Below are 23,899 nucleotides of genomic sequence, written 5' to 3'. Positions count from 1 at the left end.
TTGCGTTTACGCAGACCGTTCCGCTATGCCTAGGGGCTAATAAATGAAGAGTGTGGATTTAAGTCTGCACTGGATAGGAGAACGGTTATGAGACAGGGAGATGCAAAGTGGAATGAAATGGCGAATCGCTTGATGATCGCCTTAGATTACCCTGATGTTGCTGGGGCAAGAACCTTGATTGACAAGCTGGAAGGGATTCCTTGTTATATGAAAGTGGGAATGCAGCTTTTTTATGCAGCGGGACCGGAATTCATTAATGAACTGAAATCTCGGGGGTATTCTGTATTTGCAGATGTCAAAATGCATGATATTCCTAACACGGTAAAAGGCGGGGCAGAAAGCCTTACGCACCTCGGTGTGGATATGTTTAACGTACATGCCGCAGGAGGCTCAGCGATGATGGCTGCAGCACGGGAAGGCGCTGCTTCAGTAGTTAATGCGAATGCTGCGCTTAAAATGCCTTTGATTATCGCAGTTACACAGCTGACCAGCACGAGCCAAGAAGTGATGAATAACGAAATTGGAATCGCAGGAGACGTAGCAGATACTGTAGTCAGATACGCTAAGCTGGCAGCCGCTGCAGGTCTGGATGGAGTGGTGGCTTCACCGCAAGAGTCTTCAGCAATCGCAGAGGCTTGTGGGCCCGCATTTTGTACAGTTACACCTGGTATCCGGCCAGCAGGTGCATCCCTAGGTGACCAGTCCCGGGTGATGACGCCGGGCAAAGCCATTCAGCAAGGTAGCCACTTCCTGGTGGTGGGCCGTCCTGTTACAACTGCAGCTGATCCACGTCAAGCAGCACTAAATATTATTGAGGAGATGACCTTAGCATGAGTACATTAAATAGAAGTGAACAAGTAGCAAGTTATCTGCTTACGATAGGAGCGGTGGCACTGCGTCCGCAGGAGCCTTTTACCTGGACCTCTGGTATTAAATCCCCGATCTATTGCGATAACCGTCTGACTATGGCTTACCCAGAGGTACGTAACTATATTGCTGATGCCTTCGCTGAGCTTATTAAAAGCCAGTATCCAGATGCAGAGGTGATCGCAGGTACAGCAACCGCAGGCATTCCTCACGCAGCTTGGGTAGCTGATAAACTTAATCTGCCAATGGCTTATATCCGCGATAAAGCTAAGGGTCACGGCAAGCAGAATCAGATCGAAGGACTGATTAAGCCGGGACAAAAGGTAGTGGTTATCGAAGACCTGATCTCCACTGGCGGAAGCTCCATCAAAGCAGCTCAAGCTGTGCAAGAAGCAGGCGCAGAAGCGTTGGCTGTATTGGCAATCTTCAGCTACGAGCTGGACCGTGCGGTCGATGCTTTTGCTGCAGCTGAAATGCCATTGCAAAGCTTGTCCAACTACAGCACATTGATTGATGTGGCTCTTACACAAGGCAAGATCGCAGGTACAGATGTGGAACTGCTGAAATCTTGGAGAAAAGATCCTTCCGCATTTGGCGTTTAAACTAAATATTTGAGTATAGATTGGACGGGCCTCTCACATTTTGGTGGGAGGCTTTTCTTTTTAACTACACTGAGAGTAATAAAAAGGAAAAGCTGCACTGACACTCTGGAATACTATACTCTGCCCCGGTGATTCCATTGCGCTGTCGTCTCAAACGCCGAATAGTTGCAGTTTGTGCACTTAAACTAACCTTCCTTAAAGGATCTGGCGATATAGTTGCACTTTGTGCAATTATATCAACCAGATATCCGCCGAAAGCACCTAATAACGTTTTTTAACTGCACATAGTGCAATTAAAAGGAGAAGCACAATGCACTCCGCTGTAATAGTTGCACAAAGTGCAATTATTCTGTCGCAGAAAGGCATTTCAGTATCCTCAGGAAACTCCCGGAACGTTTTTTATAGAAATAATATGAAGAAATCGTAGCATAACTTTAAACAGCCTGTAACTTCCCCTCCTGAATAAAGCTATATACTGTTACTAGAATTATGGGTAATTATTCATAAGGTGGATGGATTGAGTATTTTATGGGAGGGTTCAAGAATGAATCATATAAATAATAATAGAAGGCTATGGCGGCGCTGGTTAAGCTTTGGAATATGTGCAGCACTCCTATTGCCTTTAATCTCTGAAAGCAGGCACACAGCCTGGGCGGAGGCTTCTAAGCCATTTACAGAACAGCGCGTGTTACGTATTGGCAGCCTCTGGTCTGGAGAGGACGATTCTTCTTTTCGTCAGCAGTTTACAGATATGTATGAATTGCAGCATCCTGAAATCAAACTTGAGATTATTCCAGCCATCAATATGAATGAGCTTCGTTTTGACAGCACCTATCCAGAGGTTAACCCAGATAATCTGGAGAATATCCGAACAATTATGGGCGGTGCACAGCCGGTTGATGTAATCGTCGGTGATAGTACATTGGTGAAGAGTTTGGTGGAACATAATCTGGTGCAATCGCTGGAGCCGCTTATCGCACGAGATCAATATGATTTAAGCAATATGGCGCCTACGATGCTAAGTGGAGTTCGTGAGCTGGGTGGAGGAAGTCTTTACGCGTTAGCGCCGACTTTTATGTCGAGTGCGTTATATTTTAACAAAGGTATTTTTGATGCTGCTGGGGTAGGTTATCCGACAGACGGAATGACTTGGGATGAAGTGTTCGCGCTGGCCGAAAAGGTGACCAAGAAATCGACAAATAAAGATAAGCGTATATATGGCTTTTCGATGAACCGTTATATGAGCGATCCTTACTGGGATATGCAGACCTATGTCTCACCGCTTGAGCTTGCTATGTATGACAACAAGGGACATAAGATGGAGGTAAACCAAACACAGTGGAGTCAAGCTTGGACGACCTACAGCCAATTGGTGAAAAAGCAAATTACACCTGGGTTAAACGGTATGGATTTTATAGAAACAGAACGGACCACCTATAGTCCTGTCCAAGGGGATCTATTCCTTACCGGAAAAGCTGCAATGGTAATTGGAGAATACGATTATCTTAATGAGCTTGCAGGTGTGAGTCGTAATGCAGCAAAAATTAAAAATTACATTCCCGTCGATTGGGGTTTAGTTACCGTACCTACTTTTAAGGAGAAACCAGGAGTGGCTGTAGGTACCTGGGTAGGTAATATGATGGCTATCAACTCTATGGCTGCTAATAAGGAAGATGCGTGGGATTTGATCAAGTTCGTTAACAGTAACGAGGTAGCCAAAATCAAAGCCCATACCCGCGGGGAACTAACTTCCCGTAAGGATTACATTACCACGCAGGTACTTTCAGCAAAGCTGGAGTCCTTCTATACGCTCAAACCATTACCAGCCAATGATCCTTTGATGAACGTCCTACAGACACAGAAGCCTGGAATTAGCCGTATTAACGATGTTGGGCGTCAACTGTTCACAGAAGTTTATCAGGGCAAGAGAACGGTCGAGAGTGCCCTAAAAGCTTGGGAGAAGCAAGGGAATACCATGCTGGGTACGCTCGAAAAAGACCCCACATATTATTTTGACTCCATAGGGGATTGAGTTTTGGAATATGTAGCAGCCACCGGATTTCCGGTGGCTTATTTTGTGGAAGTTGGGCATGATAAGCTTCAGAGCAGCGTAAGATTAATTTGCGAAAAGGAGAAGAGGGCATCATGAATTGGATATACTTCGCGAAACTGTTCAGAACGAGATTTCAAGCAGGCTGTTTGGCAAAAAGACTTGAGCAAGATGGCTGGATTTATGGCTATCATGACCCAAGTTTTGTGGAGATTTATCGATCCCGCAAAGGAAGATATGGGGTTAGATTTTTGCCTTGAGAACTTTTACAAATTCATCCTTGACGTAGACCCATTTTGTACTGTATATTATTTATTGTCGCTGTTTGAATATTATTTCTGACGCGGGGTGGAGCAGCCCGGTAGCTCGTCGGGCTCATAACCCGAAGGTCGCAGGTTCAAATCCTGCCCCCGCAACCAATTTTATTACAACAGCAATTGTACATTCGGATATTTTTAGATCCGGGCCCTTAGCTCAGTTGGTTAGAGCGGTCGGCTCATAACCGATTGGTCGGGGGTTCGAGTCCCTCAGGGCCCACTTAGAGAAAACCCTTACTTTGTAAGGGTTTTTTGCTATCTATAGGCTCCCTTGTAAGTAGAAGTGGAAGAGTTGGAAAAGCTGCAAAATTGGAAATGGTCACATTTTGGTCACGGCGCTGTTTGATCCTTTGGTTTTATCACGGATCATCTGGAAAACGGTAAAAAGTATGTATTCTGTGGAACTGCCCTACTCTTGTAGAGGAAGGGGAGTCATTACATACAAACCATTAAGAAGCAGTACCATACGCCGTAGATTTTTGATTGGACTGAAAGCATGTCTGACACACTGGAATTTGATGATTTCTTTAAACAGGTTAATGCTGAATTTTGATAACAAGCAATAAAGGATGCCGCATATTCGCTCGGCATCCTTTATTGAAGATGGATATACTAACTTAACATCCTTTTAATTAAACATCAGAAGTTGATTAATAGCTTATTGATTATCACCGAACCAGATGTTCTCTGTACCGGTCCGCGTGTCTGTCCATACGTTCACTAGCCGGCCTGTTTGGGGGACGATGGCATTACCGATGTAGTCCCCAATTAGGGGGATACCGGTGACGTCAAAGGAAGTTGTTGTTATCCGGGTGTTTGTATACGTCATACCGCCATCTCTAGATGTTGCTAGATAAACATCAAGGTTGAGGGGATTGACTCGATTAGTGTAATAGGTAACGAATATTGCACCATCCGCAGGGGAAACGGTGATGGCTGGGAAAAAGTTTTGGGAGCCCACCGGACTACCTGTAATGGATATTGGTGACCCCCAATCCACGCCAAAATTAGTGGAGGTAGCAAGAAAAATATCAGAATAACCTTCTCGAAAATCTTGCCATACAGCATAGACATTCCCTCGCGTCGTCGGTGCATTAGAAATATCTGCTGCGAGGGAAGGGTATGTCAGACATCTAAATGTATATCCTGGCAATGGATCTGGTGGGACTACAACGCTCGCGACCATGGTTTCAGGAGTAAAAGTGACCCCACCGTCTGAGGATGTGCGAATTTTAAGATCAGTATTACCGGGAGGCTGATTGATCCATCCCACGATAACAATCCCATTTAATGTAATTGCTATACCGGGGAATTCTTCGAATTCTTCGACCGAAGACAGCAGGGAGGGACTGGAATAGGTATTACCGTTATCTAGGGAACGATTGAAAAATATCGTATTTCCCGGTATGAATTGTGTGTTGTAATCATGCGTATAACCTGTATATACATTTCCAAAAAAGGGACTTGATCCAGCTTTGTCGGTGACAACGACCACCTGGTCATCATTCACAAACTGTCCAAACCCTTGATTCACGATGATTGGCGGTCCGAATGAAGAGGCATTGTCGGCAGAGGTATAGGAAACGATCGATCCGCTGAGACCGTCTGAATCGAAGGCGTGAGCCAATACGACGAACGTATTCGGAAAAATATAATCAATATGTGGTGCTTCGATGCCTGTAAATCCCGCAGGTAACGGTAATAACGTTGTTGTCCAAGTGCTACCTGCGTCAATAGATTTGTATAACCCAATATTGGGAGGGCCTGATCGAAGATCTACAGCTACGGTGACCATAACGGACGGGTTAAGCCAGTTTACCGCGATGGTGGGCTCGAATTGAGTGCTTGCGCTCGGCGAAATTTGAATATTAACCATGCGAAGCTCCTTTCGTCATAGATTTTTCGGTACTTACGGGTTCAGCTGAGCTATGAAAGTTAGTTCGGATTGCAGCACTCTTTGATGGGGGATGACATTTCCTGACGAATCCGTTCCAAATACCGTAATAATCGTGTCTGCCGGTGCGTTTCCAGTAACGAGAAATTGGACTTCATAAGCTGAATTGCCTGCGATATTAAAACTGAGAAACTGGCTGGTGTTCGCATTAACATTTAATGAGTTGGAGTAGACTAAACCTTTACTAACCAAGGTATTCCATACGTAAACGTGATAGACTACGTTAGATGAAAAACTAAGGTTGTCATTATCGATATTAATGAGCACGTTGGATGCTGGGATAGTCCCTGTGTTCGTAATAATGCCTGTTGTTGTTGCCATGAGCTTCACCTCTTTATTAGTTTGCTATATATATATGAATTGAGATTCATTGTGTTTGGACAAGGGACTCAGAAAAATCGCGGAAATGAATACTGGAGGTTTTATTAGGTGGGGAAATACATATAAAATTTTAGCATGATCTGAAGGTAACTAGATTTTATATTGAACAGCAATTGACGATTTTTACGACTTCTCTGCCCAAGGCGCATACAGGTAACTATTCGCTATCAGCAGGTGAGATTTGAAGAATTTAAATAGAAGGTCTGACATTCATTTTAAATAAATGTTATAATTATTAAATCAGTGTGTAGAGATATTGGTCTTTTTTATTGGGCCAAAAATATATGTCTCATGATACGTCTGCCATCTGAAATATTATTTAGGAGATGACAAACATGCATGGAGACACAAGACTGCCCAGAAACGGAAAAGAAGGTATACTATTTTTACTCATTATTTCAATCATTTCAGTTAACACTATTGCCCCTATTATTGTGGGGTTGGAACGCGGCTTCAGTAAGGAAGTGTATATAGATACACTAAAGGTTATTCCGTTTATGTGGATGATCGTAGTTTTATCCGTAAGATTAGTTGCAGGACCGATTGTTGGGAAAGTGATGCCAAAATTCATGGGACAAACCGATGGATTTAATGCAAGGATTCTGTTGAATACTTTATTGAATGTCACGGTGTTATCTATTTTACTATCAATTATTGGCACATGGGTTGGGACGAGACAAATAAGCCTGGATCCACTTAAAAACTTCCTTCACATCTGGCCGAGAAACTTTGGAATAGCATTTTGGATTGAACTTTTGGTTGCGCAGCCGATAGCAAGATTTGTGATGAAAACATTACACGCAAGACAGGATCGAAAAACGGAAAGTGTAAATGCGTAACTTGCTAGAATTTTGTAGACGAATTAGAAAAAAAGGAGCGTCCATGGTGGGCGTTCCATTTTTTTGTAGCAATCGGAAGTACCGAGAGAGACCCTGCTTTCCTTTGAAATTTGATTCGATAACAATTAAGTGAACGAGGCTTCCCTATCGGACACAGCTGACCCTTAAAGCGGTTTTTTCCCTCATTTGCAATTCTAACGGACTCCATAGTCGCTATTGGTATAAAAATACCGCATTTGCGCCTCTTTCTAAGGAATAGTGTCTCTGGAGTCCGAAACCATGCTCTAAAGGCTGAAAATCAGCCAATAGCGTCATATGGGTCCGATAGCTCGAGTTGGAAGAGGTTAGTTCGCTAGTTTGTTAGTTTGTTAGTTCGTTTGTTAGTTCGTTTGTTAGTTCGTTAGCTCGTTAGTGCCGTGCTCTTCACAGATTTAGTTGCAGAATTCACAGCGAGAATCGTCCTTTAAAGTAATAATAGTAGTCTCACCTCTACAACAAGCATATCTAGTATGCGGGCTCATAAACCATACAGTAAAGTACAAAACGGCACTGCTCCAAACCATGAAATGGTTTTGAAGCAGCGCCGTTTTTGTTAGCAGCCAGCTAAATTGTTCAATGGAGAGCACGGCGACCGAAACGAGGTTCTCAATTGCTTCCGATCGCAGTCCCAACCGCAGTCCCTGGGTTTCCACCAACATCCCTAAAGTTTCATGCTGTCCCACAGCTGCTGGAATGCCCCGGATTCGACCTCGAAGAATACCGGTGCTTGACCGTAGCGTACAAGTCCTTGACCGAACAGCGTCAGCTCTACTCGGGCGTTGTCTTCCAGCTGCAAATAGATGATCTTGTGGTCTTCGCTGTCGTAGATGCCTTGCTCGATCAGCGGCTCTGCTGCCAGTGGTTTGGCAGCTTGGAGGGCTGTCAGGAAGCCATCAAGCGCCTCGTCATTGGCGATTGGCGCCTGCTGCTGGAGGCCGTTGTTCCAGCTGTTGAAGCTTTCCCATTGAGCTGAAGTAACTCGGCTTTCAAGATTCAGCTTGCCGAACAGGTCGGCGCCGCTGTTTATGGTGATGCCGTTCGTGTGCTCGTACAGTTCGGCGAATACCTCGCCGTTGATCTCCGAATAGGACATAATCAGGAAGCTGGAGTCATAGTCCTTCACGGAATAGAGATCCGTTTCACCGATGTTCGAGGCTAACTCAATATATTCGTCGTTACCGCTCCATTCATTGATGCCGCCTGTAGTGCGTCCCAACTTGTCACCGCGCAGAGCAGCAGCATCGGCAGCGTCAATGCGAGTCGCTGACTGTGTATAAATATTATTTTTATACACGACCAAGGCGATCATATCTGCCTTCACGCCAGATTCCTTATCTGGCAGTTTCAGCTTGGGAATGACAATGCTGCCCGATGTAGCTGTGCCCGAATTGCCAGCATTGCTTGCACCCGGAGTTACCTGGGCAACCTGCCCCGGGGAGCTCTGACTGTTCAACTGCTGCCATATACTAGGCCCAGCCAGGCCGATTCCTGCGGCGAGCACGACACTTGCCGCGATATAAACGGTTTTGCGTGGACGCTTACGCTCCTGCCGCTGCTCTATTTTGTCGAAAAGTTCTTTTTTCATCTCTTCACCTGGTTTCATCGAATCCACCGCTTTCTTATATGATGTTCGAAACTGATCTTCCTTCACTGTGGTTCCGCTCCTTCCAGCTCCAGTTTTAACAGTTGCCGTCCCCGCTGAAGTCTCATCTTCACGGCAGACTGACTAATCTGCAGAATCTTGCTGATCTCCTGGATGGGATAGTCCTCGTAATAATAAAGATGGATTACGGTTTTATACTTCATGGGCATCGCCATAACTAACTGCAGCAGAGCCCAATCCTCGGGGCTGTCTGCCGCAATTGGCTCAGCGCTCTCCAGCTTAACCTCGCGCTTGCGCCAGCCTCTGCCCAGTAGTGTTTTACAATGGTTGGTGATTACCCGGATCAGCCATGCCTTCTGATGTTCGGCATCTTTGAACTCCGGCGCTTTTTCTATTAGCTTGATGAAGGTATCCTGAGTGGCTTCTTCGGCATCTTGCCGGTTGCCTAGATGGACCAAAGCGATCCGGAACAGCATATCTGCGTAGATTTCGTAACTCTTCATCACATGATTTCCCGGCCGGGTCATGGATCGCTGCATGATACTGTGCCCCCCTTTACCTATAACACCATTTAGGACGGCATTAGGTCACATTTTGTTCCTGAGAAAATTTCTTTGTGTTTGGAGAGTAGAGAATGCCTATTCATAAATTATCTCCAGAGGGTTAGGGACTCAGCAGTCGCTATTTGCATATAAATAGGCTTTTGAGCAGGTTCGCGGACCCCAGTGACGCTATTCCTTAAAAAGGGGCTCTTATATGGTGTTTTTCATGCAAATAAAGGCTATAAGGTCCGCTACACTTTGAAATGGAGGGTTATACCGCGCATAAGATCAACTGTGTCCGATAGCTGCTAAGTACCACGTCAATATTGTCTACGCAAACGCTGGTTACTTATTTAGAGCAGGGAAGATCAAAAAAACGCGTTTGCCGAGGCAGCCCTGATGCTGACTGCTGGACAAACGCGTCTTTTTAATAGAGCAAATCCTTCATGGGAGATTCTCCTCGATATGTTTATATGTATAGCTAGGATCATTACCTTTAACAGGAGCCCTGCTGTATTGAAAGATCCTTCCGTTTTCTTTTCGATAAAAGTATCTTGCGTAGGGTTCGTCTGCGAAAATCACCGTGGTACTTACGAGGGGAGCTTTGGCGATCTGGGTGTATACTTTATCAAAATCTTCCTTCTTATAATTTCTCGTCTCTACTAGATAATGAATGACTTCTCTGTTCATATGATTTCGGAAGGAGTGGAAGGCTAAGGATGTTATTCAACAGATTAAAAGGATTAGAACGATGAAGATTAGTTTTGTATTTTTCTTCATTAATTCCCTCCATATAGATAATTTGTATATAGTATAAGATAATACACAGAGACTATTATGTCATTCATAGATATATGACGTAGGAAGAAGAGAAGATACTGGAGCTGGAGCAGCGAATTAAGATGCTGGAGAATCAGGCAAGTCCGAGGCTGCCGGGGGTGAAAATCTTTATAGTTTGTAATTTGGGATTGTAGGTGTATTCGTTATTCTAATTCTTATGGGTGTGAGACCGTTTGTATCTGCATAACAGATTATACAAAAAGGCAGCAAATACCGATAGTAAACCAGGCGTAGGCGAAGAATTGCCGGGACATACTATATTTGCTGCCTTTTAACTTATGAAGAATAATAATTCTCTTTTAGTCTTCTTTGGGTTCTTGCAATAAAATGGAGAAGGTCCCCGTTTCGTGATCCACCTCAATCGTCTCAATGCCCACGAAATCCGGGATTTCGGGGTGTACTGCATCTACATTATAATCCGGATGAGTCAGTAATAATTCAATTACTTTAATGGCTTCCATGTCGTTCCCCCTCACGAGAAATTCCACCATAAATGAACATGCAGAGCACTATTGCAACTAAACTTATTATCTCCGTGATCCGTTGCGAATATGTGTCAGTCGTTCTTCGTTTCTTCCCATCACGGCCAATAATTGCCCTTGGAACACACGTCTTTGGATCTGATCAATCCGCTGTAAGGCCAGCTCGGCAGGAACTTGAAATTCTGCTGCGAGATAGGAGATGGCATCCTCCCGTTGCTCAGGCAATGTCATGCGGGAGATCATGGAGTAAGGCATCGCCGCATACAAAATAAAACGCTCGGATTCATCCTCCTGTGCCCGCGTGAAATGCTCTGGCATCAAGGTCTGATTATCACTGCCATGGCGAAGGAGGTGACACAGTTCATGAAGAAACTCTAGTCGTTGAAGATTGCCTGGAAGGCGGTTGTCGATAAACAGGCTGTACATCCCTGCAGACGCTTCAATGCTCTTGCTTCTCACATCCAAATAATGAACCCAGATATTAAGCCGCTCTGCAATATACGATATTGAAATTTGTGAAGGCTGATGAAGATTTAATCGCTTGTATAAATCCTCCGTCCATTTCTCAAGCACAGTCATTTGATAATATGATTTCATGTTCTCCAACTTATTCACCTCGTTTAAAATCACTAATAAATCAATAATGGGATCGTATGTTCGTATAAATGCGCAAAAGAAAAGCCCGAAGGGCTATGTAGAGTAAAAAAAGTCTAAGGATACATAGGAACGTTCGTTCTCATGTATCCTTAGCATAAAGCAATTACACACTAATATCAAGTGTTTTTCCCAAATTCGGAGCAACGCTTTTGCCCAGCATTTCCACCATGGTTTGGCTCTGGGTTTCAGCCTGATTCTTGGCAATATTCATGACCTGTATCCCAACATTTTGAGCTAAGGATGCTTGGCTCATTGCCATTGATAATGCAGCTATATCCATATTGCACCTCCTTTGTGTATATCCTGTTTATCGACTGTCCACCTTCAATTCATTAGGTGATTGGCATTTGTTTGCCAATTCGCCCAAACGGCTTATCTCCTTTTTACATATCTTGTGCTGTAGTCATTAATCATTAGGAGGAATTGAAAATGGGAATGGAACATGGTTGTGGTTGTAACGTAGGTCCGGTAGTAAGTCCAGCATCAGTAGGTCCGGTGTGTAGTCCTTGGACTTCAACAGGAGCAATTCTGGTACTTTTCATCTTGCTGGTTATCATCACTAAAGCTTGCTTATTCTAAGTTAGCTGATGTGCAGTGTAGCCCCATCTGGCGAATGCCAGGTGGGGCTATTCTCTTGCCTGGGGCAGGTCAGACAGATCGTCATTTAAACATAAATTCTACCCGGGTTCCGTCTGCATAATCCTCCAGCTGATTGCCAACCCAGCTTCCTGCCCCGCGGTTATCGCTTGGCGTTATGTATTCAATGTCGGCACCAACGCCGCCTTCCTTACACATAGCCATTGGCCATTCATCCCGGTCATACCCCTTTTTAGTGGGGATCCCTTTTAAGGACTCTTTACGGTTCTCTTCAGCCTGCTCTCGGTTAATCGTACATGTGGCGGATTCACCTTTCGCAATGGCATCCTGAATATGCTTGGCGGTCTCAGGATAGCGGTCTGATGGGAAGGTTAGCTGAACAACACTCGAATCGGATGGAGACGAGGGGTCTGTAGGCTCTCCGTTTAGTTCAAACCAGTAACTAGCCAAAGCAAGTAATGCAACAATGATGAGACTGGAGATCCATTTTTTTACTTTCAATTCTGCTCCTCCTTTTTTGGCACTTAAAATAGTATATCTTATATCATAATTCAGTGCGATTTAATATAATTAGGTAAAATAAAGGAGGACGGAACTGGATATGGAGTACATAATTACCATTGAGGATCAGACGCTTATTACGGCTGCCGAAGATATAATTACCAGGCGTTATGAATGGGGACGGCACCATGTGGGTGCAGCGCTTCGTACTAAAACAGGAGAGATTTTTACAGCGGTACATGTGGAAGCCAGCATGGGGAGGATTACAGTCTGTGCAGAAGCGATGGTGATTGGCAAAGCGATATCCGAAGGTTATAAGGAATTTGATACGATTGTTGCGGTAAGGCATTCTGATCCAGACAGCGAGGATAAAGAGATTAAAGTAGTCTCTCCCTGCGGCATGTGCCGAGAGTTAATTGCGGATTACGGAATAGACTGCAAGATAATTGTATCGGAGGATGACCGATTAGCTAAATATGAAATCACTGAACTATTGCCTTTAAGGTACACAAGATAAGAAATAATGAGGAGCCGCGGAGCTCCTTTTTTTGTTGAGCCGTGAATTTATTCAGCAGTTCCTTATATCGTCCCAACTTATTTTACAACTTCATGTCCATTCGCTGAGTTCATGTCACTATTGTCCCCATACTATAACTTAAAAAGATTTAAAAGGATGGTGAGAATAGATGGAGCAGCGGATTATTCGTCAGATGGTTGATTCAGCATCAAGGTTCGTGGGCGATGTGCAGTGGCAGATGGCTTTTCGCAGATTACAAATGGCTCCGGCGGATTCGGGGCTGTCGTCCTCGGCTCAGCTATTGCTGAATACCCTCTATTACTTGCAGGGAAAGGGTGTGATAAGCGGCCAACATGATTATTTGGAAAGTGCAGACGAGCTCATGGAGAAGCTTAAAAATACCAGCGGGCAATATGCTGCGCTGCATGGCTACGAGCTGGGCGCAATCAATAATCAGTCACAGGCTCTAATTGACAATCAACGGAATTGGGTCGTCAGCAGTGCGATACGCTGGTCTAGGGCCGGAGGGATCGTAACGATGTGTTATCATGCTGCATTACCGGGGACAGCGCCAACTTGGGGGAATGTAAATACGAGTCTAAGCAATGCTGATTTTGATAAATATATAACCCCAGGTACCACCCAGTATAATGCTCTGTTAGCTGATCTGGATAAGATAGCCCTGTCGCTGAAAAAGCTTAATGACGCAGGGGTTCCTGTACTTTGGCGGCCGTATCATGAAATGAATGGTGGATGGTTTTGGTGGGGGCAAAAGAGCAATTACGCTGCATTGTGGAACCTTATGTTCGATCGTTTTACCAATTATCATAAGCTGCATAATTTATTGTGGGTTTGGAGTCCAAATGCAAAAAATCAGTGGTGTGATGAGCCGGCAGAATACTATCCGGGCAGTGATAAGGTAGATGTGCTGGCACTCGACATTTATGACGCGGATTTCAAGATTAGCCATTATGATAATTTATGGGATCTGGGTCGTGGCAAGCTGATTGCGATTGGTGAGAATGGAGAGCTTCCGTCTGCTGAACTGTTGTCCAAAACGCAGCCTAAATGGTCATATCAGCTGACGTGGGGGAAACTTCTCTATGAGAAGAATACCGATGCTGTGATAAAAGCTTTTATGAACGACAAAATGCTATTCACACGAGAGGAGTATGCTGCTGAGGCCGCCGCTTTCACTGCTATCGGGGATAGTGTGCTGGAGAGTGGACTCTGTGGGCAATACTACAATAACATGACGCTTAGCGGCACACCTGCACTGATGCGCACGGATGCCAATATTAACTTTTCATGGAGACAAGGTTCGCCTGATCCTGCCATTCGTGTAGATGCGTTCTCTGTGCGGTGGAGTGGGAAGCTGACGGCAGCTTTTAGCGAAGTTTATACCATTTATTCCTACTCTGATGATGGGATACGGGTATGGATGGATGGCAGGCTAGTCATTGATAGTTGGGTGAATCAGAGCGGCCAGGAACGAAAAGGGAGCATAAACCTGATAGCAGGTAAGCCGTATGAAATAAAGGTGGAGTATTATGAGAATGCGGGCGACGCCCGGGTTGTTTTGCAGTGGGAGAGTCCGAGCCAGACCAAGGGGGTTATCCCAGCGGGGGCATTTTATCTTCCTTAAAAAAGATACTTCAAGTGTACAAGCGCAAGCAAAAAGCCCCGGTTTTCCGGGGCTTTTTTACGTATGAACATCTTAAATTTGCTCGCGGTAGCTAATGTTGTTGGCGATCTTCTCGTCACGAACGGCTTTGCGCAGAACATCTTTGACGGTTTGGGCATCATGGATTTTTCGAAAAAGAAGCTGAGGCGCTGAGGCATCATCAGAAAATACAGTTAATGACCCAATGCCAAGCATCCGGTCCATGATAGACTGTTTTACGGATAAATCGCGTACGCGCAGTAATTCGATTTCTTCAACATTTTTACCGATAAGTCCGGTCTTTACCATAATACGCTGACTTGTAATGGTATATGAAGTTGTGTTAAGTCCTACGATTCCTTTGAGTCGATCCGAGATGCCGGCAGGTTTGCCTTTCCAGAGCACGACTTCTTGAATGACATGCTTATCTACTGCGGGTCGATGAGCGGTTACTGGAGCGGTACCGTCAAGGCTGGTTCCACATTCTCCACAAAATTTAGCGCCCTGCTTGTATTCCGCTCCACAGGTGGTGCAATAAGGCATAAATACTCTCCTTTCCTGATCACAATTAAAATAATTATAACATAACAGTCATTTTACATATATTTCATTTGCGCTTTACACAAACCGACATTATCCTGTTAAGTGGAGGGATAAATAATGAAAAAAGCTTTACTAATAGGAATGCTGATGATGACTGTCATCCTTAGCGCCTGCAGCAATAATTCAACTTCATCGGCACCTGCCACGAAGGAAGAAGTGCAGGAGACCGTGCAAAACTTCTACAATGAAATGTCTAAACTTGAAGAGTCGGGAAAATCTTCTTTAGCGGAGTTCAATGAAGCCATTGCGGGTTATTCAGCAGGAGAACTCACGGACAAGCAGTTGGAGAAGAAAATTAAGCAATTCCAGAGTACCGCAACTGATTTATCGAATCAAGCCGAGAAAGTAAAAATTTCCTCCAGCTTGCCTGAAGACATTCGTAAGTTGCTTGAAGAGTCTAAAATTTCCTTTGAAAGTGCTTATTCTTTAAAAAAAGAGGCTTCTCAGGGCGCAGATTCCGCAAATGTTACGGCTGAGCAATTTAATGAATTGAATCAAAAGGCTGATATAGCGATGTTGTTCGGTATCTCCAAGCTTAATGAGGCAAGAGAAGCAACTGGACTTATAGATTCCGAAGGTGAAGCTACCTCGGTATCTGGAGATGTTGTTCAAGAATAAATCAAATCAGGCGCTGTGCAGTTTATCTGTCAGCGTCTTTTTGCTGCGAATTTTAGCTTGAATAGATATACATTATTATACATCTTCTAGATAAAATAGAGATTCCGAAAAAGGTATCTTTTTCCTGATTATTGATTAATATGCGAAGATGCGGATATAATACAAACATACGTTCGTGTTCAGAGGAATAGATATATAATTAAGGAGGGGTTACCATGGGCAAAAAGCTGGAGAAAAACGGGCTGTGGGAAAGCAGCCGCATGATGCTGCCGGAGCATAAGATAAGAATTATAAGAGATGAACGGGAAACGCTGCGCCGCATCAAGCCTATTCTGGATGAGCAGAAGCTGGAGGAGATCGAATGTACACTGGCTTTGTCGTTGCGGAGTCATGTACGAGTGACAGTTGTTCTTTTTGACCCTTTTGAAAATACGATGCTAAGTGGTTTTGTGACTTCCATTCACACCCACTCGCGTGAGTTTAAGCTGCAGTGGGCGGAGGAATGGAAGTGGATCGATGTGGATGATATTGTCGAGGTCTACATCGTTTAATGCTGAGAACCGCTGCCTTCGCTTTTCTCATAAGCGATTAAGGTAACTGTAGGGTTACCGGTCAGATGTGCAATGGAAGCTTCAGCATTCCGAATAATTTCCAGTGCTTCTTCCTGTTCACTAAGGGCTGCCACTTTATAGCTATCGCTATGGATATCCATATGTCTCCCACCTTTCGTTGAATATTTTGTCCTTTTTTGTGGAAATCATCCTAAGGGGGACAGGGGTACAGGCAAATAGGGCAAAGGGATCATTGAATATACCAAAGGGGTGATTCTATGCTGACTTTGGAGCAATTGAGGGAAAAATCCGCGGCGCGTCTGGTCGGGCTTCATCCTGTCTTGGCGGCAGGTGCGAATGTTTTGATTCAGCAAAGCCATGCGAGAGGAGTCCCTATCGTTATTACTCAGGGTCTACGGACCATTGCTGAACAAAATGCTTTGTATGCGCAGGGAAGAAGTAAGCCGGGTCCGATAGTTACCAACGCTAAAGGCGGTACCAGCTATCATAATTATGGTCTTGCGTTTGATTTTGCGCTTTTGCTGCCGAATGGCACTAGCCTTTCTTGGGATATCAATCGTGATGGTGATAAGGATAAGACAGCGGATTGGCAAGAGGTTGTACAGGAGGCTAAACGGCTTGGTTTAGAATGGGGCGGAGACTGGACTTCTTTTAAAGACTATTCACATCTGCAGATGACTTTCGGTTTAAGTATAGATCAACTTCGGGCAGGTAAACGTCCAACGACGGACCAAGCCAAAGAGGCTTTAAAAAAGATTACCGGAGGGGATGATCAGGTGAACAAAGACGTTACAGTGACCATTAACCTAAACGGCCGTAAGCTTACCGATGGCGTTCTCGATACCGGAATAACCTATGTGCCCATACGTGCGCTGGCTGAGGCGCTTGGAGCAAAGGTTACTTATGATGCTGTGACCAAGACAGTTAATGTAGTAAAAGAGTAAAACCATCATGCATAGACAGTGCCGTCCAAGGGGAAATTATCAGTGATAACTAACCTTAAAGGGAGGCATAACACTGTGAACAAGCTGATAACAAGCCTTGCATGCGGTACTGTATTATCAATGAGTCTAATGGGAGCTAGCTATGCATCAAATGCCGTGGGATCAGCAGCGTTGGGCGGTATCCCAGCCGCGAATACCGGGATGGATGGTACTGCGGAACACACTCGGATGATGAACACGGAAGGCAATCTAATGAACGGCACTACCGGAACGCTGAATCAGCATGAGAGCATTATGAAAGATAAGATCCGCATCGATGATAATTACAGACCTAACAACTACAACACCAATAACTACAATGACACCCGGAACAACTACAGAACCAACAGCACTGTCAACCCGGCAACCAACACCACACAGACCGGCAAATACCGTGCAACTAGTACAACAACGAATGCTGCAACTAACAAAGGATCTAACTGGGGTTGGCTCGGTCTGCTTGGACTTTTGGGTCTTGCCGGAATGAGAAGCAGAAGTGACGAGCGCAGATAATCCACGTCAATAATAACCCGTGTCGGTTCTGGCTGAACGGGTTATTTTTATTGTGAATAATTTTTTTTCGAAAAAGGATTGCGCGTTAACGATATTCATGATATTATATTTCTTGTCGCGTTATATGTGAACAACGTATGAAGCTTCAACACATAATATGCCGGGGTGGCGGAACAGGCAGACGCACAGGACTTAAAATCCTGCGGTACGTGAGTACCGTACGGGTTCGACCCCCGTCCTCGGCATCATAAACAAACTTGAAATCCCTTTGTACATAAGGGGTTTTTTGTTTTTTTTATAGTTTTAATTTGATATCTAATTCAAAGGGAACGAGTGGATTTTTCCTCTTTGGGGACGGATTGGGGACGAACTTTAGGATCGAAGACATCGAGGTGTGCTGTTGTTTTGCGACTCAACTTCTTGGTGACATGAGCGTACGTGTCTGTGGTCACTTGGGATGTTGAGTGTCGCAATCGATGTTGGATCTCTTTAATGGATGCGCCCTGGCCTAGCAAATAGGTTGCGTTAGTATGACGCAGTCCATGTAGGGATACATTCCGGAACCCGTTCCGCTTGCACCATATTGTCCACTGCTGGGATGGCGATGTATGATAATAGGGTTTTCCCGTCCCTGAATGGAAAACAAAGTTTCGATCCCCGCCTTTCCATTTTCCCTGTGCTTTTACTTCAAAGCGTAATTTGCGCATGGCTCGAACATGAACCGCTAACTGCTCCATATACCATTGTGGCATATCTACAAAGTCATCGGATGCTTCGTTTTTTGTGTCCGTTATGTTTGCCTGTCCATTTTCTGTATGTGAAATGCTCTCATCTATACGCAACCGGTTATTTACAAAGTCGCAGTCTTCCTCATCCAAAGCGATTAGCTCTCCGCGTCTGAATCCTCCGATTATCGCTCCAAGAAAGTAAAGTCTCCAGTGTGTGTCGCTCTTGACCAACGTTTCAATTACCTCAGTGGCTTCGTCTTCCTCGAAAAAGTTCTTCCGGTCTTTTCGTGCCTTCTTATCTTCTTTAGTGATCTGTGGGCGCTGTATGCCTTCTAGTGGGTTTTTGCTAAGGACGCCCCATTCTACAGATCTTTTGAAAATACTCATGGTCACATCATAAATATACTGAATTGTGCGAGAACTAATAGTTTCTTTTCCACCTCGCTTATCAATCCGCGCACCAGGTTTACGCAAGTCATTGAATAATGTCACTAATCTCATTGTTGAGATCTCATCGAGTTGCAAGTGTCCTATAATCGGCAAAACATGATGATCTATTTTGGAGCAATGAGATAGGTATGTCGTTCGCTTTAGTCTCGGTTCGGCGTCTTTAGGCTTCCATTCATTTTCATAGAATTGTTTAAATGTAAGTTTAGAAGGTGCAATGTAACTGCCACTTAATACCTCTTGTTTAAACTTCGCGAGCTCGTCATCCAAATAATCTTTGAGTTTCTTTGTTGTTTTTAGTAATGCTTTATCTTCAACAGTAATTGTCTTGCGAGGACGGTTTCGGCTACCGTCATTGTTAAGTCCCAAATCTACAGTTAATCGCCATGTATTTTCCCCTCGTTTTTCTATACTTCCCTTTGCCATGTAATCTCCTCCTTTTCGAACACCAGTTCTATTTTTATGTATGATAAACAGCCTTGCGGCTGGAAAGTGCAAAGTTACATTTCTAAGTCGTGAAGTTGTTTCGGTATACCGCATCTCAAGAGGTACGATTCTTCTGTTTCCCCTGGCTCACGTTCAGTGAGTTGGGTTAACAGTTTTACAGCAAAAATATTAGCCTGTCGTTCGAATTTTCCTGAGTTAAAGAAAGTATGCTCATCAATCCAGAATTGACTTAAACCCGAATGAAGCCGATCGTGCCCAAGTTCATGAGCACACACTACACGCTGCCACTCTTCAGGCAAGTCGTTATGAATAATAATAAATCGTCTTCGTAAGCGCCTGTAGTACAAACCTCTTGTGCCGGGTCCGAATTCAGCGTGTCGGATTATTATGTTAAGTCCTTTAGCTATCACAAAAGGATCATTGGTCTTGAATCTGCGAACGAGCTTGCGAATGATGTCATCCAAACCGGTCACCTACTCTTTATCTTTAGGGATTGCTTTTTTCTTACGTCCATAAGTTTTCTTATTAAGCTCTTTAGCTTCCCAAAGCAACCCAGTGAGAATGTCCATAGCTCTCTGACGATTTTCGTCTGTAATTGGAACCCCATCAAACAAAACAGGCTGATCTTCTTCGAGGATTTTCTTAATGTCTGATAAATCTTTAGCTGTAGCCCATTTTGGAGCATTTTGAGTAGTGTCTTCATTCTTAGTAAAGTGGTCAAGCGGCTTGTTGAAATAATCAGCAATTATTTTAATCAAGTCGATCTTAGGGCTTTTGGTTGTTCCATTCAGAATCTTAGTGAGTGTTGTATAAGGTATACCCGTGTCTTTAGAGAGCTTATAGACGCTTAGATTGTTGGAATTCATCAATTCTTTAATTTTATCTGATAGCATTAAAATCACGACCTCCGATAGTATAACCTAAAAAGGATATAACCTAATAAGGTTATAATAAAACGGAAACAGGAGATATGTCAAGCTTGAGAGAGGATAGAAGAGAAAACTTATTATTTTATAACCTAAAACGGAGATATAGTATGTTTAGGAGGTGAACACAACATGGGGATGACAATCGGGAATAACGTTCAAAAGTTGCTTAACAAAAGAGGATGGACGCCATACAGGCTGGGTAAGGAAAGCGGTGTTTCAATGACTGTAATATATGGCTTGAAAGAAAAAAAACAGGGGCCAAATGCTGAAACACTTGTTAAACTTGCAACTGCTTTAGGTGTAACGGTTGATGAATTGGTAAAAGACAATGTATGACTCTAATATACCATACCTTAACAGAAAGGAAATATGATATGGATAACCCTTTAGTTGTTCTTGAGGATGCAATACGTTCAATAATATCCGAGCATGTAACTATTGCAGAAAATCGCCTCAGGGCAGAGTTTGCTGGAGTGAATGATAGAACTCTTGATGTAGCAGAGACAGCGGCCCACATAGGGGTTTCTGAAAAACTGATATACCGCATGTGCCAAGAAGGAAGTATTCCACATGAACGATATGGGACATCAGGTTCTAGAAGGCAAGTAATCAAATTTCGGTTCTCTGATTTAGAGGCATGGAGAGCTGCCCAGCGAGCTGCAAATTACAAGAAAGGAAGTTAAAAAGATAATATTGCTTATCAATACTTTTAGAAGGGAGAATCACAATGCTCATTGATATCAGCAAAATCAAAGTAACAGATCGTATCCGACAAGAATTCATCGGCATCGAGGAACTGGCTCAGGACATCACTGAGAACGGCCTAATTAATCCTATTGTCGTAACGTCAGATTACCAGTTAATTGCCGGAGAACGGCGCCTTAGAGCTCACCAGCATATGGGTAGAGAAAAGGTAGAAGTTAACGTTATGGAGGTGAGAGATCGAGCACATCACCTGCAACTTGAAATTAGTGAAAACGAACATCGCAGAGATTTCACTTTTTCTGAACGAATTGCTTACGGCAAGAAGATCGAGGAACTTGAGAGAATCAAGGCTAAAGAGCGAATGGCTTCGCCAGATAAGGAAAGTTTGCCTGAGGGCCATAAGGGACAAGTCAGAGACATTGTTGCGGAACAAGCTGGGTTTGGCAGTGGCCGTAACTACGACAAGGCAAAGTTCGTTGCTGAATATGCCACACCGGAAATCATTCAATCACTTGATGCTGGATTTATAAGCACTCATAAAGCTTTTTCTCAAACAAAAGAACGAATGGAAGCAGCCGAACAAGCTGCTGTGGAAGCAAATGCTAGGGCTGAAGCTGCCGAGAAGGAAAAAGAAAGCTTACGGAGGCAATACAAAGACTCTATTCCTGCTGATCAACTTGAAGATGCTGTCAATGCAGCCATAGAGCGTCAGCAAGAAGAGAATGAAGTATTTATGGCCCAGAAAGATAGAGAAGCTCAGGCGGCACTAAAAGCGCGTGATGCCAAGTGGAAAAAAGATATTGAAGCTGAATCTCAAAAGGTTCGTGACCTTGACGAAGGATATAAACGAGTTAAAGAGGAGTTAGAAACATTAAAACTCCAGCAGCCTGATGACTTCGATGAACAACAGAGCCAAACACAAATGAAGAAGCTAAGATACGAAGCTGATATAAATACAATTCAACTTAGCATTCACGTAAAACAGTTTCTCCAGAAGGCAGCTGTTTCTACTCTTAATCTTGGATCAGTAACTTCGGCATCTAGTAGTGAGAAAAAGAGATTTAACGAGAGTTTGGATATGCTACAAAACTTTATTGATCAAATGCGACCAGCAGTGAATGGTAGAAAGGTGGTTCAATAATGGAAACGGATAAAATTCTAGCAGTTGTGGGTCAGCAATTACATTGGTCAGAACAGCAGGGAGCAGCAGTGCGAATGTTGTTTGATGGAATGGTAGCAATTAAATCTGAAATGGCAGAAGACAAAGAGGAAATGAAAATGATGGTACAAGAGGTTCGCGATAGTGTCACGCTTATAGACGCAGAGTGTGATCTTATGCAACAGGCAGTAAGGTTGAAGTCTATTGAACTCACTAAACACCGTTTCAAAGACTCTGACATGAAGTTTAATGAAATGGTCGGTCGTTATCGTCGAATGATATGGAGTAAGTTGAAGGAGAGTTTCAGTGTTGCAAAGTATAGTCATTTACGCCGGATTGATTTTGAAGACGCAATTGAATTTGTTAAAAACTTTCAACCGGAGGATTACATATGACCCTTGAACGTTCAAGACAGCGACTTGATACTTGGCGTAGAATTAATGAATTACGCCGAATTAGGACAAGCCTTTTGATACTGGATGCCGCAAAAGATTGGTTGGACAAGGAAATTGAGGATCTTGAACTACTTTTGAAGATAGGACAAGCAACTTTTCGAAAAAAGAACATAAAAATGACCACGTTTTGGGGACGCGGCCATTCAATAGCTAAAATTAATATTCAACATCAGAGTAACATACCGTTCTTTCGCGGTCAATGACTTGAGGTGAGCTAATTGGCAAACCCACAGCCAGAGAATGGCTTTGTAAAGCTAGCAAATGAGATATGGAATGAAATTATACGAAGAGATTTCTCGAAGCGTCAGAAGGACATCATCCTCTTTATTTGGCGCTTATCATATGGATGTGGAAAGAAAACAGCACTTATACCTTTATTAAAAGATTTCGAATTGTGCGGTATTGGATATCAAAATATACGCAAGGAAATTGACTACTTATCTAATTGTAAAGTTGTTTTGTGGGATCAAAGCAAGAATGTTTTTTCTGTAAATAAGGATTATGACCAATGGCAAATCAGTCCTGTTAAGGGTTGGGATGAAAAGAAGTTTAAAGATTTGATTAGCAAAAACTTAGATGAAAAGAAAATTAATTCTTCTCAAAATAAGAAGCTCGAAAAGCGAGTAGTATACGGGGATTTATTATTCGCTTCTCAAAATAAGAAGTGGTTACTTCTCAAAATAAGAAGTCATAGCTTCTTAAAACGAGAAGCTATGTTACCTTCAAACCCTTGCGGCTGTAAGAAGAAAGGGGTGTCTAAAGACATTATTAAAAACAATATTAAAAACATTAGTTGTTGTTTAGGGAAATCAGATTCAGAAATAGGACAAGCCTTTACAACTCAAAACGAATCAAATTCAGAAAGCCAGGATGCCGTTCCTGCCGGGGATGCCGATTCCAACTGGGAAGCTAATGAATTAGATTATCGTAAACAGGTTGCAGATCGATACCTTACCCGTAGAGGCAAGGGCTTAGAGATAACGGCGAAGGACGAGCTTGTATTGGACGAGCTCATTGCAGATGTGGTGCCGATCCACATTGCACTTGCTGGTATAGATAAAGCTTTCAACACCTTCAAGCCTAAACATAAAAAAGATGAAATCAAAAGTCTAAGCTACTGCGAAGGAATTATATATGCACTAAACGCTGAAGCCGTTGAACAATCAGAAAAGCTGAAAGATACCAAAGCTTCAGAAACGCCAGATAATGAACCTCCAGATAACATACCAACTGAAGAAGATGTACAGAGAATGTTAGCTGAAATGAGGTCTAAACGTGGGGGTGGTTGA

Annotated in this window: 31 protein-coding genes and 3 tRNA genes; 21 read left to right on the top strand and 13 right to left on the bottom strand. The window is 43.5% G+C overall.

Annotated elements, in window-relative coordinates:
* Positions 1 to 87: 87 nt before the first annotated feature.
* The 6 genes from pyrF (at position 88) to MKZ09_RS25680 (ending at position 4,056) form a co-directional block, all read left to right on the top strand.
* Entirely contained in the window at positions 88 to 834 is a 747-nt protein-coding gene (gene pyrF / locus MKZ09_RS25705; protein ID WP_076205151.1) for an orotidine-5'-phosphate decarboxylase, read from the top strand.
* Positions 831 to 1,469, top strand: coding sequence for an orotate phosphoribosyltransferase (pyrE, locus tag MKZ09_RS25700; RefSeq protein WP_076205146.1), 639 nt, complete (start codon positions 831 to 833; stop codon positions 1,467 to 1,469). Before pyrF ends, pyrE begins: the two co-directional genes overlap by 4 nt.
* A gap of 544 nt (positions 1,470 to 2,013) precedes the next feature.
* The gene (locus tag MKZ09_RS25695; RefSeq protein WP_076205141.1) at positions 2,014 to 3,501 is read left to right on the top strand and encodes an ABC transporter substrate-binding protein; all 1,488 of its coding nucleotides are present in this window, start codon (positions 2,014 to 2,016) and stop codon (positions 3,499 to 3,501) included.
* Between the two features lie 113 nt (positions 3,502 to 3,614).
* A complete protein-coding gene (locus MKZ09_RS25690; protein WP_167347621.1) occupies positions 3,615 to 3,779 on the top strand; it encodes a hypothetical protein in 165 nt (54 codons plus the stop codon).
* Positions 3,780 to 3,861: 82 nt separating this feature from the next.
* Positions 3,862 to 3,938: transfer RNA gene (locus MKZ09_RS25685), tRNA-Met, on the top strand.
* A gap of 44 nt (positions 3,939 to 3,982) precedes the next feature.
* Positions 3,983 to 4,056 (top strand) — tRNA-Ile (locus tag MKZ09_RS25680).
* Positions 4,057 to 4,494: 438 nt separating this feature from the next.
* On the opposite strand, the gene MKZ09_RS25675 is transcribed toward MKZ09_RS25680, so the two are convergent.
* Positions 4,495 to 5,712 (bottom strand): sialidase family protein, encoded by a 1,218-nt coding sequence (locus MKZ09_RS25675; protein WP_076136652.1) that lies wholly within the window; start codon positions 5,710 to 5,712, stop codon positions 4,495 to 4,497.
* 33 nt (positions 5,713 to 5,745) lie between these two features.
* Positions 5,746 to 6,111, bottom strand: a complete 366-nt coding sequence (locus MKZ09_RS25670; RefSeq protein ID WP_076136654.1) for a hypothetical protein — start codon at positions 6,109 to 6,111, stop codon at positions 5,746 to 5,748.
* Positions 6,112 to 6,506: 395 nt separating this feature from the next.
* On the opposite strand from MKZ09_RS25670, the gene MKZ09_RS25665 reads away from it, so the two are divergent.
* The gene (locus tag MKZ09_RS25665) at positions 6,507 to 7,010 is read left to right on the top strand and encodes a hypothetical protein (protein WP_076205138.1); all 504 of its coding nucleotides are present in this window, start codon (positions 6,507 to 6,509) and stop codon (positions 7,008 to 7,010) included.
* Between the two features lie 700 nt (positions 7,011 to 7,710).
* Here MKZ09_RS25665 and MKZ09_RS25660 read toward each other — a convergent pair.
* The 5 genes from MKZ09_RS25660 to MKZ09_RS25640 all read right to left on the bottom strand — a co-directional run bounded on the left by MKZ09_RS25660 (position 7,711) and on the right by MKZ09_RS25640 (position 11,453).
* Positions 7,711 to 8,700, bottom strand: a complete 990-nt coding sequence (locus MKZ09_RS25660) for a hypothetical protein (protein ID WP_081394279.1) — start codon at positions 8,698 to 8,700, stop codon at positions 7,711 to 7,713.
* Entirely contained in the window at positions 8,697 to 9,191 is a 495-nt protein-coding gene (locus MKZ09_RS25655) for an RNA polymerase sigma factor (RefSeq protein ID WP_076136658.1), read from the bottom strand. The genes MKZ09_RS25660 and MKZ09_RS25655 overlap by 4 nt, the downstream gene beginning before the upstream one ends.
* A 1,142-nt stretch (positions 9,192 to 10,333) precedes the next feature.
* Positions 10,334 to 10,495, bottom strand: a complete 162-nt coding sequence (locus MKZ09_RS25650) for a hypothetical protein (protein WP_155288176.1) — start codon at positions 10,493 to 10,495, stop codon at positions 10,334 to 10,336.
* Positions 10,496 to 10,561: 66 nt separating this feature from the next.
* Complete coding sequence (locus MKZ09_RS25645) at positions 10,562 to 11,113, bottom strand: ImmA/IrrE family metallo-endopeptidase (RefSeq protein ID WP_076205245.1); 552 nt, start codon at positions 11,111 to 11,113, stop codon at positions 10,562 to 10,564.
* Positions 11,114 to 11,276: 163 nt separating this feature from the next.
* Complete coding sequence (locus MKZ09_RS25640; protein ID WP_076098563.1) at positions 11,277 to 11,453, bottom strand: YjfB family protein; 177 nt, start codon at positions 11,451 to 11,453, stop codon at positions 11,277 to 11,279.
* Positions 11,454 to 11,602: 149 nt separating this feature from the next.
* Here MKZ09_RS25640 and MKZ09_RS25635 point away from each other — a divergent pair, with 149 nt between their 5' ends.
* The gene (locus MKZ09_RS25635) at positions 11,603 to 11,752 is read left to right on the top strand and encodes a hypothetical protein (protein ID WP_155288175.1); all 150 of its coding nucleotides are present in this window, start codon (positions 11,603 to 11,605) and stop codon (positions 11,750 to 11,752) included.
* An 81-nt stretch (positions 11,753 to 11,833) separates the two neighbouring features.
* On the opposite strand, the gene MKZ09_RS25630 is transcribed toward MKZ09_RS25635, so the two are convergent.
* Positions 11,834 to 12,271, bottom strand: coding sequence for a NucA/NucB deoxyribonuclease domain-containing protein (locus MKZ09_RS25630; RefSeq protein WP_076205134.1), 438 nt, complete (start codon positions 12,269 to 12,271; stop codon positions 11,834 to 11,836).
* Between the two features lie 100 nt (positions 12,272 to 12,371).
* On the opposite strand from MKZ09_RS25630, the gene MKZ09_RS25625 reads away from it, so the two are divergent.
* Positions 12,372 to 12,788: a cytidine deaminase gene (locus MKZ09_RS25625; RefSeq protein ID WP_076205130.1), complete on the top strand. Its 417-nt coding sequence runs from the start codon at positions 12,372 to 12,374 to the stop codon at positions 12,786 to 12,788.
* A gap of 169 nt (positions 12,789 to 12,957) precedes the next feature.
* Complete coding sequence (locus tag MKZ09_RS25620) at positions 12,958 to 14,433, top strand: glycosyl hydrolase (RefSeq protein WP_076205126.1); 1,476 nt, start codon at positions 12,958 to 12,960, stop codon at positions 14,431 to 14,433.
* Positions 14,434 to 14,505: 72 nt separating this feature from the next.
* Here MKZ09_RS25620 and MKZ09_RS25615 read toward each other — a convergent pair whose 3' ends face one another.
* Entirely contained in the window at positions 14,506 to 14,994 is a 489-nt protein-coding gene (locus MKZ09_RS25615) for a PH domain-containing protein (RefSeq protein ID WP_076205121.1), read from the bottom strand.
* Between the two features lie 117 nt (positions 14,995 to 15,111).
* Here MKZ09_RS25615 and MKZ09_RS25610 point away from each other — a divergent pair, with 117 nt between their 5' ends.
* Both MKZ09_RS25610 and MKZ09_RS25605 read left to right on the top strand, forming a co-directional pair.
* A complete protein-coding gene (locus MKZ09_RS25610; RefSeq protein WP_076136664.1) occupies positions 15,112 to 15,672 on the top strand; it encodes a hypothetical protein in 561 nt (186 codons plus the stop codon).
* 215 nt (positions 15,673 to 15,887) lie between these two features.
* On the top strand, positions 15,888 to 16,223 hold the full coding sequence (locus MKZ09_RS25605) for a YolD-like family protein (RefSeq protein WP_076128863.1): 336 nt from the start codon (positions 15,888 to 15,890) through the stop codon (positions 16,221 to 16,223).
* Here MKZ09_RS25605 and MKZ09_RS25600 read toward each other — a convergent pair.
* A complete protein-coding gene (locus tag MKZ09_RS25600; RefSeq protein WP_172628852.1) occupies positions 16,220 to 16,384 on the bottom strand; it encodes a hypothetical protein in 165 nt (54 codons plus the stop codon). The two genes, MKZ09_RS25605 and MKZ09_RS25600, sit on opposite strands and share 4 nt — an antisense overlap.
* 117 nt (positions 16,385 to 16,501) lie before the next feature.
* On the opposite strand from MKZ09_RS25600, the gene MKZ09_RS25595 reads away from it, so the two are divergent.
* From MKZ09_RS25595 to MKZ09_RS25585, 3 genes are all read left to right on the top strand, one after another.
* Complete coding sequence (locus tag MKZ09_RS25595; RefSeq protein ID WP_076136666.1) at positions 16,502 to 17,188, top strand: M15 family metallopeptidase; 687 nt, start codon at positions 16,502 to 16,504, stop codon at positions 17,186 to 17,188.
* A gap of 75 nt (positions 17,189 to 17,263) precedes the next feature.
* A complete protein-coding gene (locus tag MKZ09_RS25590) occupies positions 17,264 to 17,740 on the top strand; it encodes a WGxxGxxG-CTERM domain-containing protein (protein WP_076136668.1) in 477 nt (158 codons plus the stop codon).
* Between the two features lie 159 nt (positions 17,741 to 17,899).
* A tRNA-Leu gene (locus MKZ09_RS25585) sits at positions 17,900 to 17,985 on the top strand.
* Positions 17,986 to 18,060: 75 nt separating this feature from the next.
* Here MKZ09_RS25585 and MKZ09_RS25580 read toward each other — a convergent pair.
* The 3 genes from MKZ09_RS25580 to MKZ09_RS25570 all read right to left on the bottom strand — a co-directional run bounded on the left by MKZ09_RS25580 (position 18,061) and on the right by MKZ09_RS25570 (position 20,255).
* On the bottom strand, positions 18,061 to 19,341 hold the full coding sequence (locus MKZ09_RS25580; RefSeq protein ID WP_076207116.1) for a site-specific integrase: 1,281 nt from the start codon (positions 19,339 to 19,341) through the stop codon (positions 18,061 to 18,063).
* A 74-nt stretch (positions 19,342 to 19,415) separates the two neighbouring features.
* Positions 19,416 to 19,826: an ImmA/IrrE family metallo-endopeptidase gene (locus tag MKZ09_RS25575; protein WP_076207115.1), complete on the bottom strand. Its 411-nt coding sequence runs from the start codon at positions 19,824 to 19,826 to the stop codon at positions 19,416 to 19,418.
* Between the two features lie 9 nt (positions 19,827 to 19,835).
* Positions 19,836 to 20,255, bottom strand: coding sequence for a helix-turn-helix domain-containing protein (locus MKZ09_RS25570; RefSeq protein WP_076207113.1), 420 nt, complete (start codon positions 20,253 to 20,255; stop codon positions 19,836 to 19,838).
* A 165-nt stretch (positions 20,256 to 20,420) separates the two neighbouring features.
* Between MKZ09_RS25570 and MKZ09_RS25565 the strand changes: the two genes are divergently transcribed.
* The 6 genes from MKZ09_RS25565 to MKZ09_RS25540 are packed head-to-tail and all read left to right on the top strand — an operon-like array spanning position 20,421 to position 23,899.
* Complete coding sequence (locus MKZ09_RS25565) at positions 20,421 to 20,627, top strand: helix-turn-helix domain-containing protein (RefSeq protein WP_076207111.1); 207 nt, start codon at positions 20,421 to 20,423, stop codon at positions 20,625 to 20,627.
* A 38-nt stretch (positions 20,628 to 20,665) separates the two neighbouring features.
* Positions 20,666 to 20,974, top strand: coding sequence for a helix-turn-helix transcriptional regulator (locus tag MKZ09_RS25560; protein WP_076207109.1), 309 nt, complete (start codon positions 20,666 to 20,668; stop codon positions 20,972 to 20,974).
* Positions 20,975 to 21,018: 44 nt separating this feature from the next.
* Positions 21,019 to 22,137: a ParB N-terminal domain-containing protein gene (locus MKZ09_RS25555; protein WP_076207107.1), complete on the top strand. Its 1,119-nt coding sequence runs from the start codon at positions 21,019 to 21,021 to the stop codon at positions 22,135 to 22,137.
* A complete protein-coding gene (locus MKZ09_RS25550; protein WP_076207105.1) occupies positions 22,137 to 22,550 on the top strand; it encodes an ORF6C domain-containing protein in 414 nt (137 codons plus the stop codon). The genes MKZ09_RS25555 and MKZ09_RS25550 overlap by 1 nt, the downstream gene beginning before the upstream one ends.
* On the top strand, positions 22,547 to 22,813 hold the full coding sequence (locus tag MKZ09_RS25545; RefSeq protein ID WP_076207103.1) for a hypothetical protein: 267 nt from the start codon (positions 22,547 to 22,549) through the stop codon (positions 22,811 to 22,813). The genes MKZ09_RS25550 and MKZ09_RS25545 overlap by 4 nt, the downstream gene beginning before the upstream one ends.
* 15 nt (positions 22,814 to 22,828) lie before the next feature.
* Positions 22,829 to 23,899 carry a replication protein gene (locus MKZ09_RS25540; protein WP_076207101.1) on the top strand — a complete coding sequence of 357 codons (1,071 nt, stop codon included), beginning with the start codon at positions 22,829 to 22,831 and terminating at the stop codon, positions 23,897 to 23,899.

The organism is Paenibacillus sp. FSL R5-0908 (assembly GCF_038006245.1).
GTDB lineage: Bacteria > Bacillota > Bacilli > Paenibacillales > Paenibacillaceae > Paenibacillus_AQ > Paenibacillus_AQ odorifer.
This window is presented reverse-complemented; position numbering and strand designations above follow the sequence as displayed.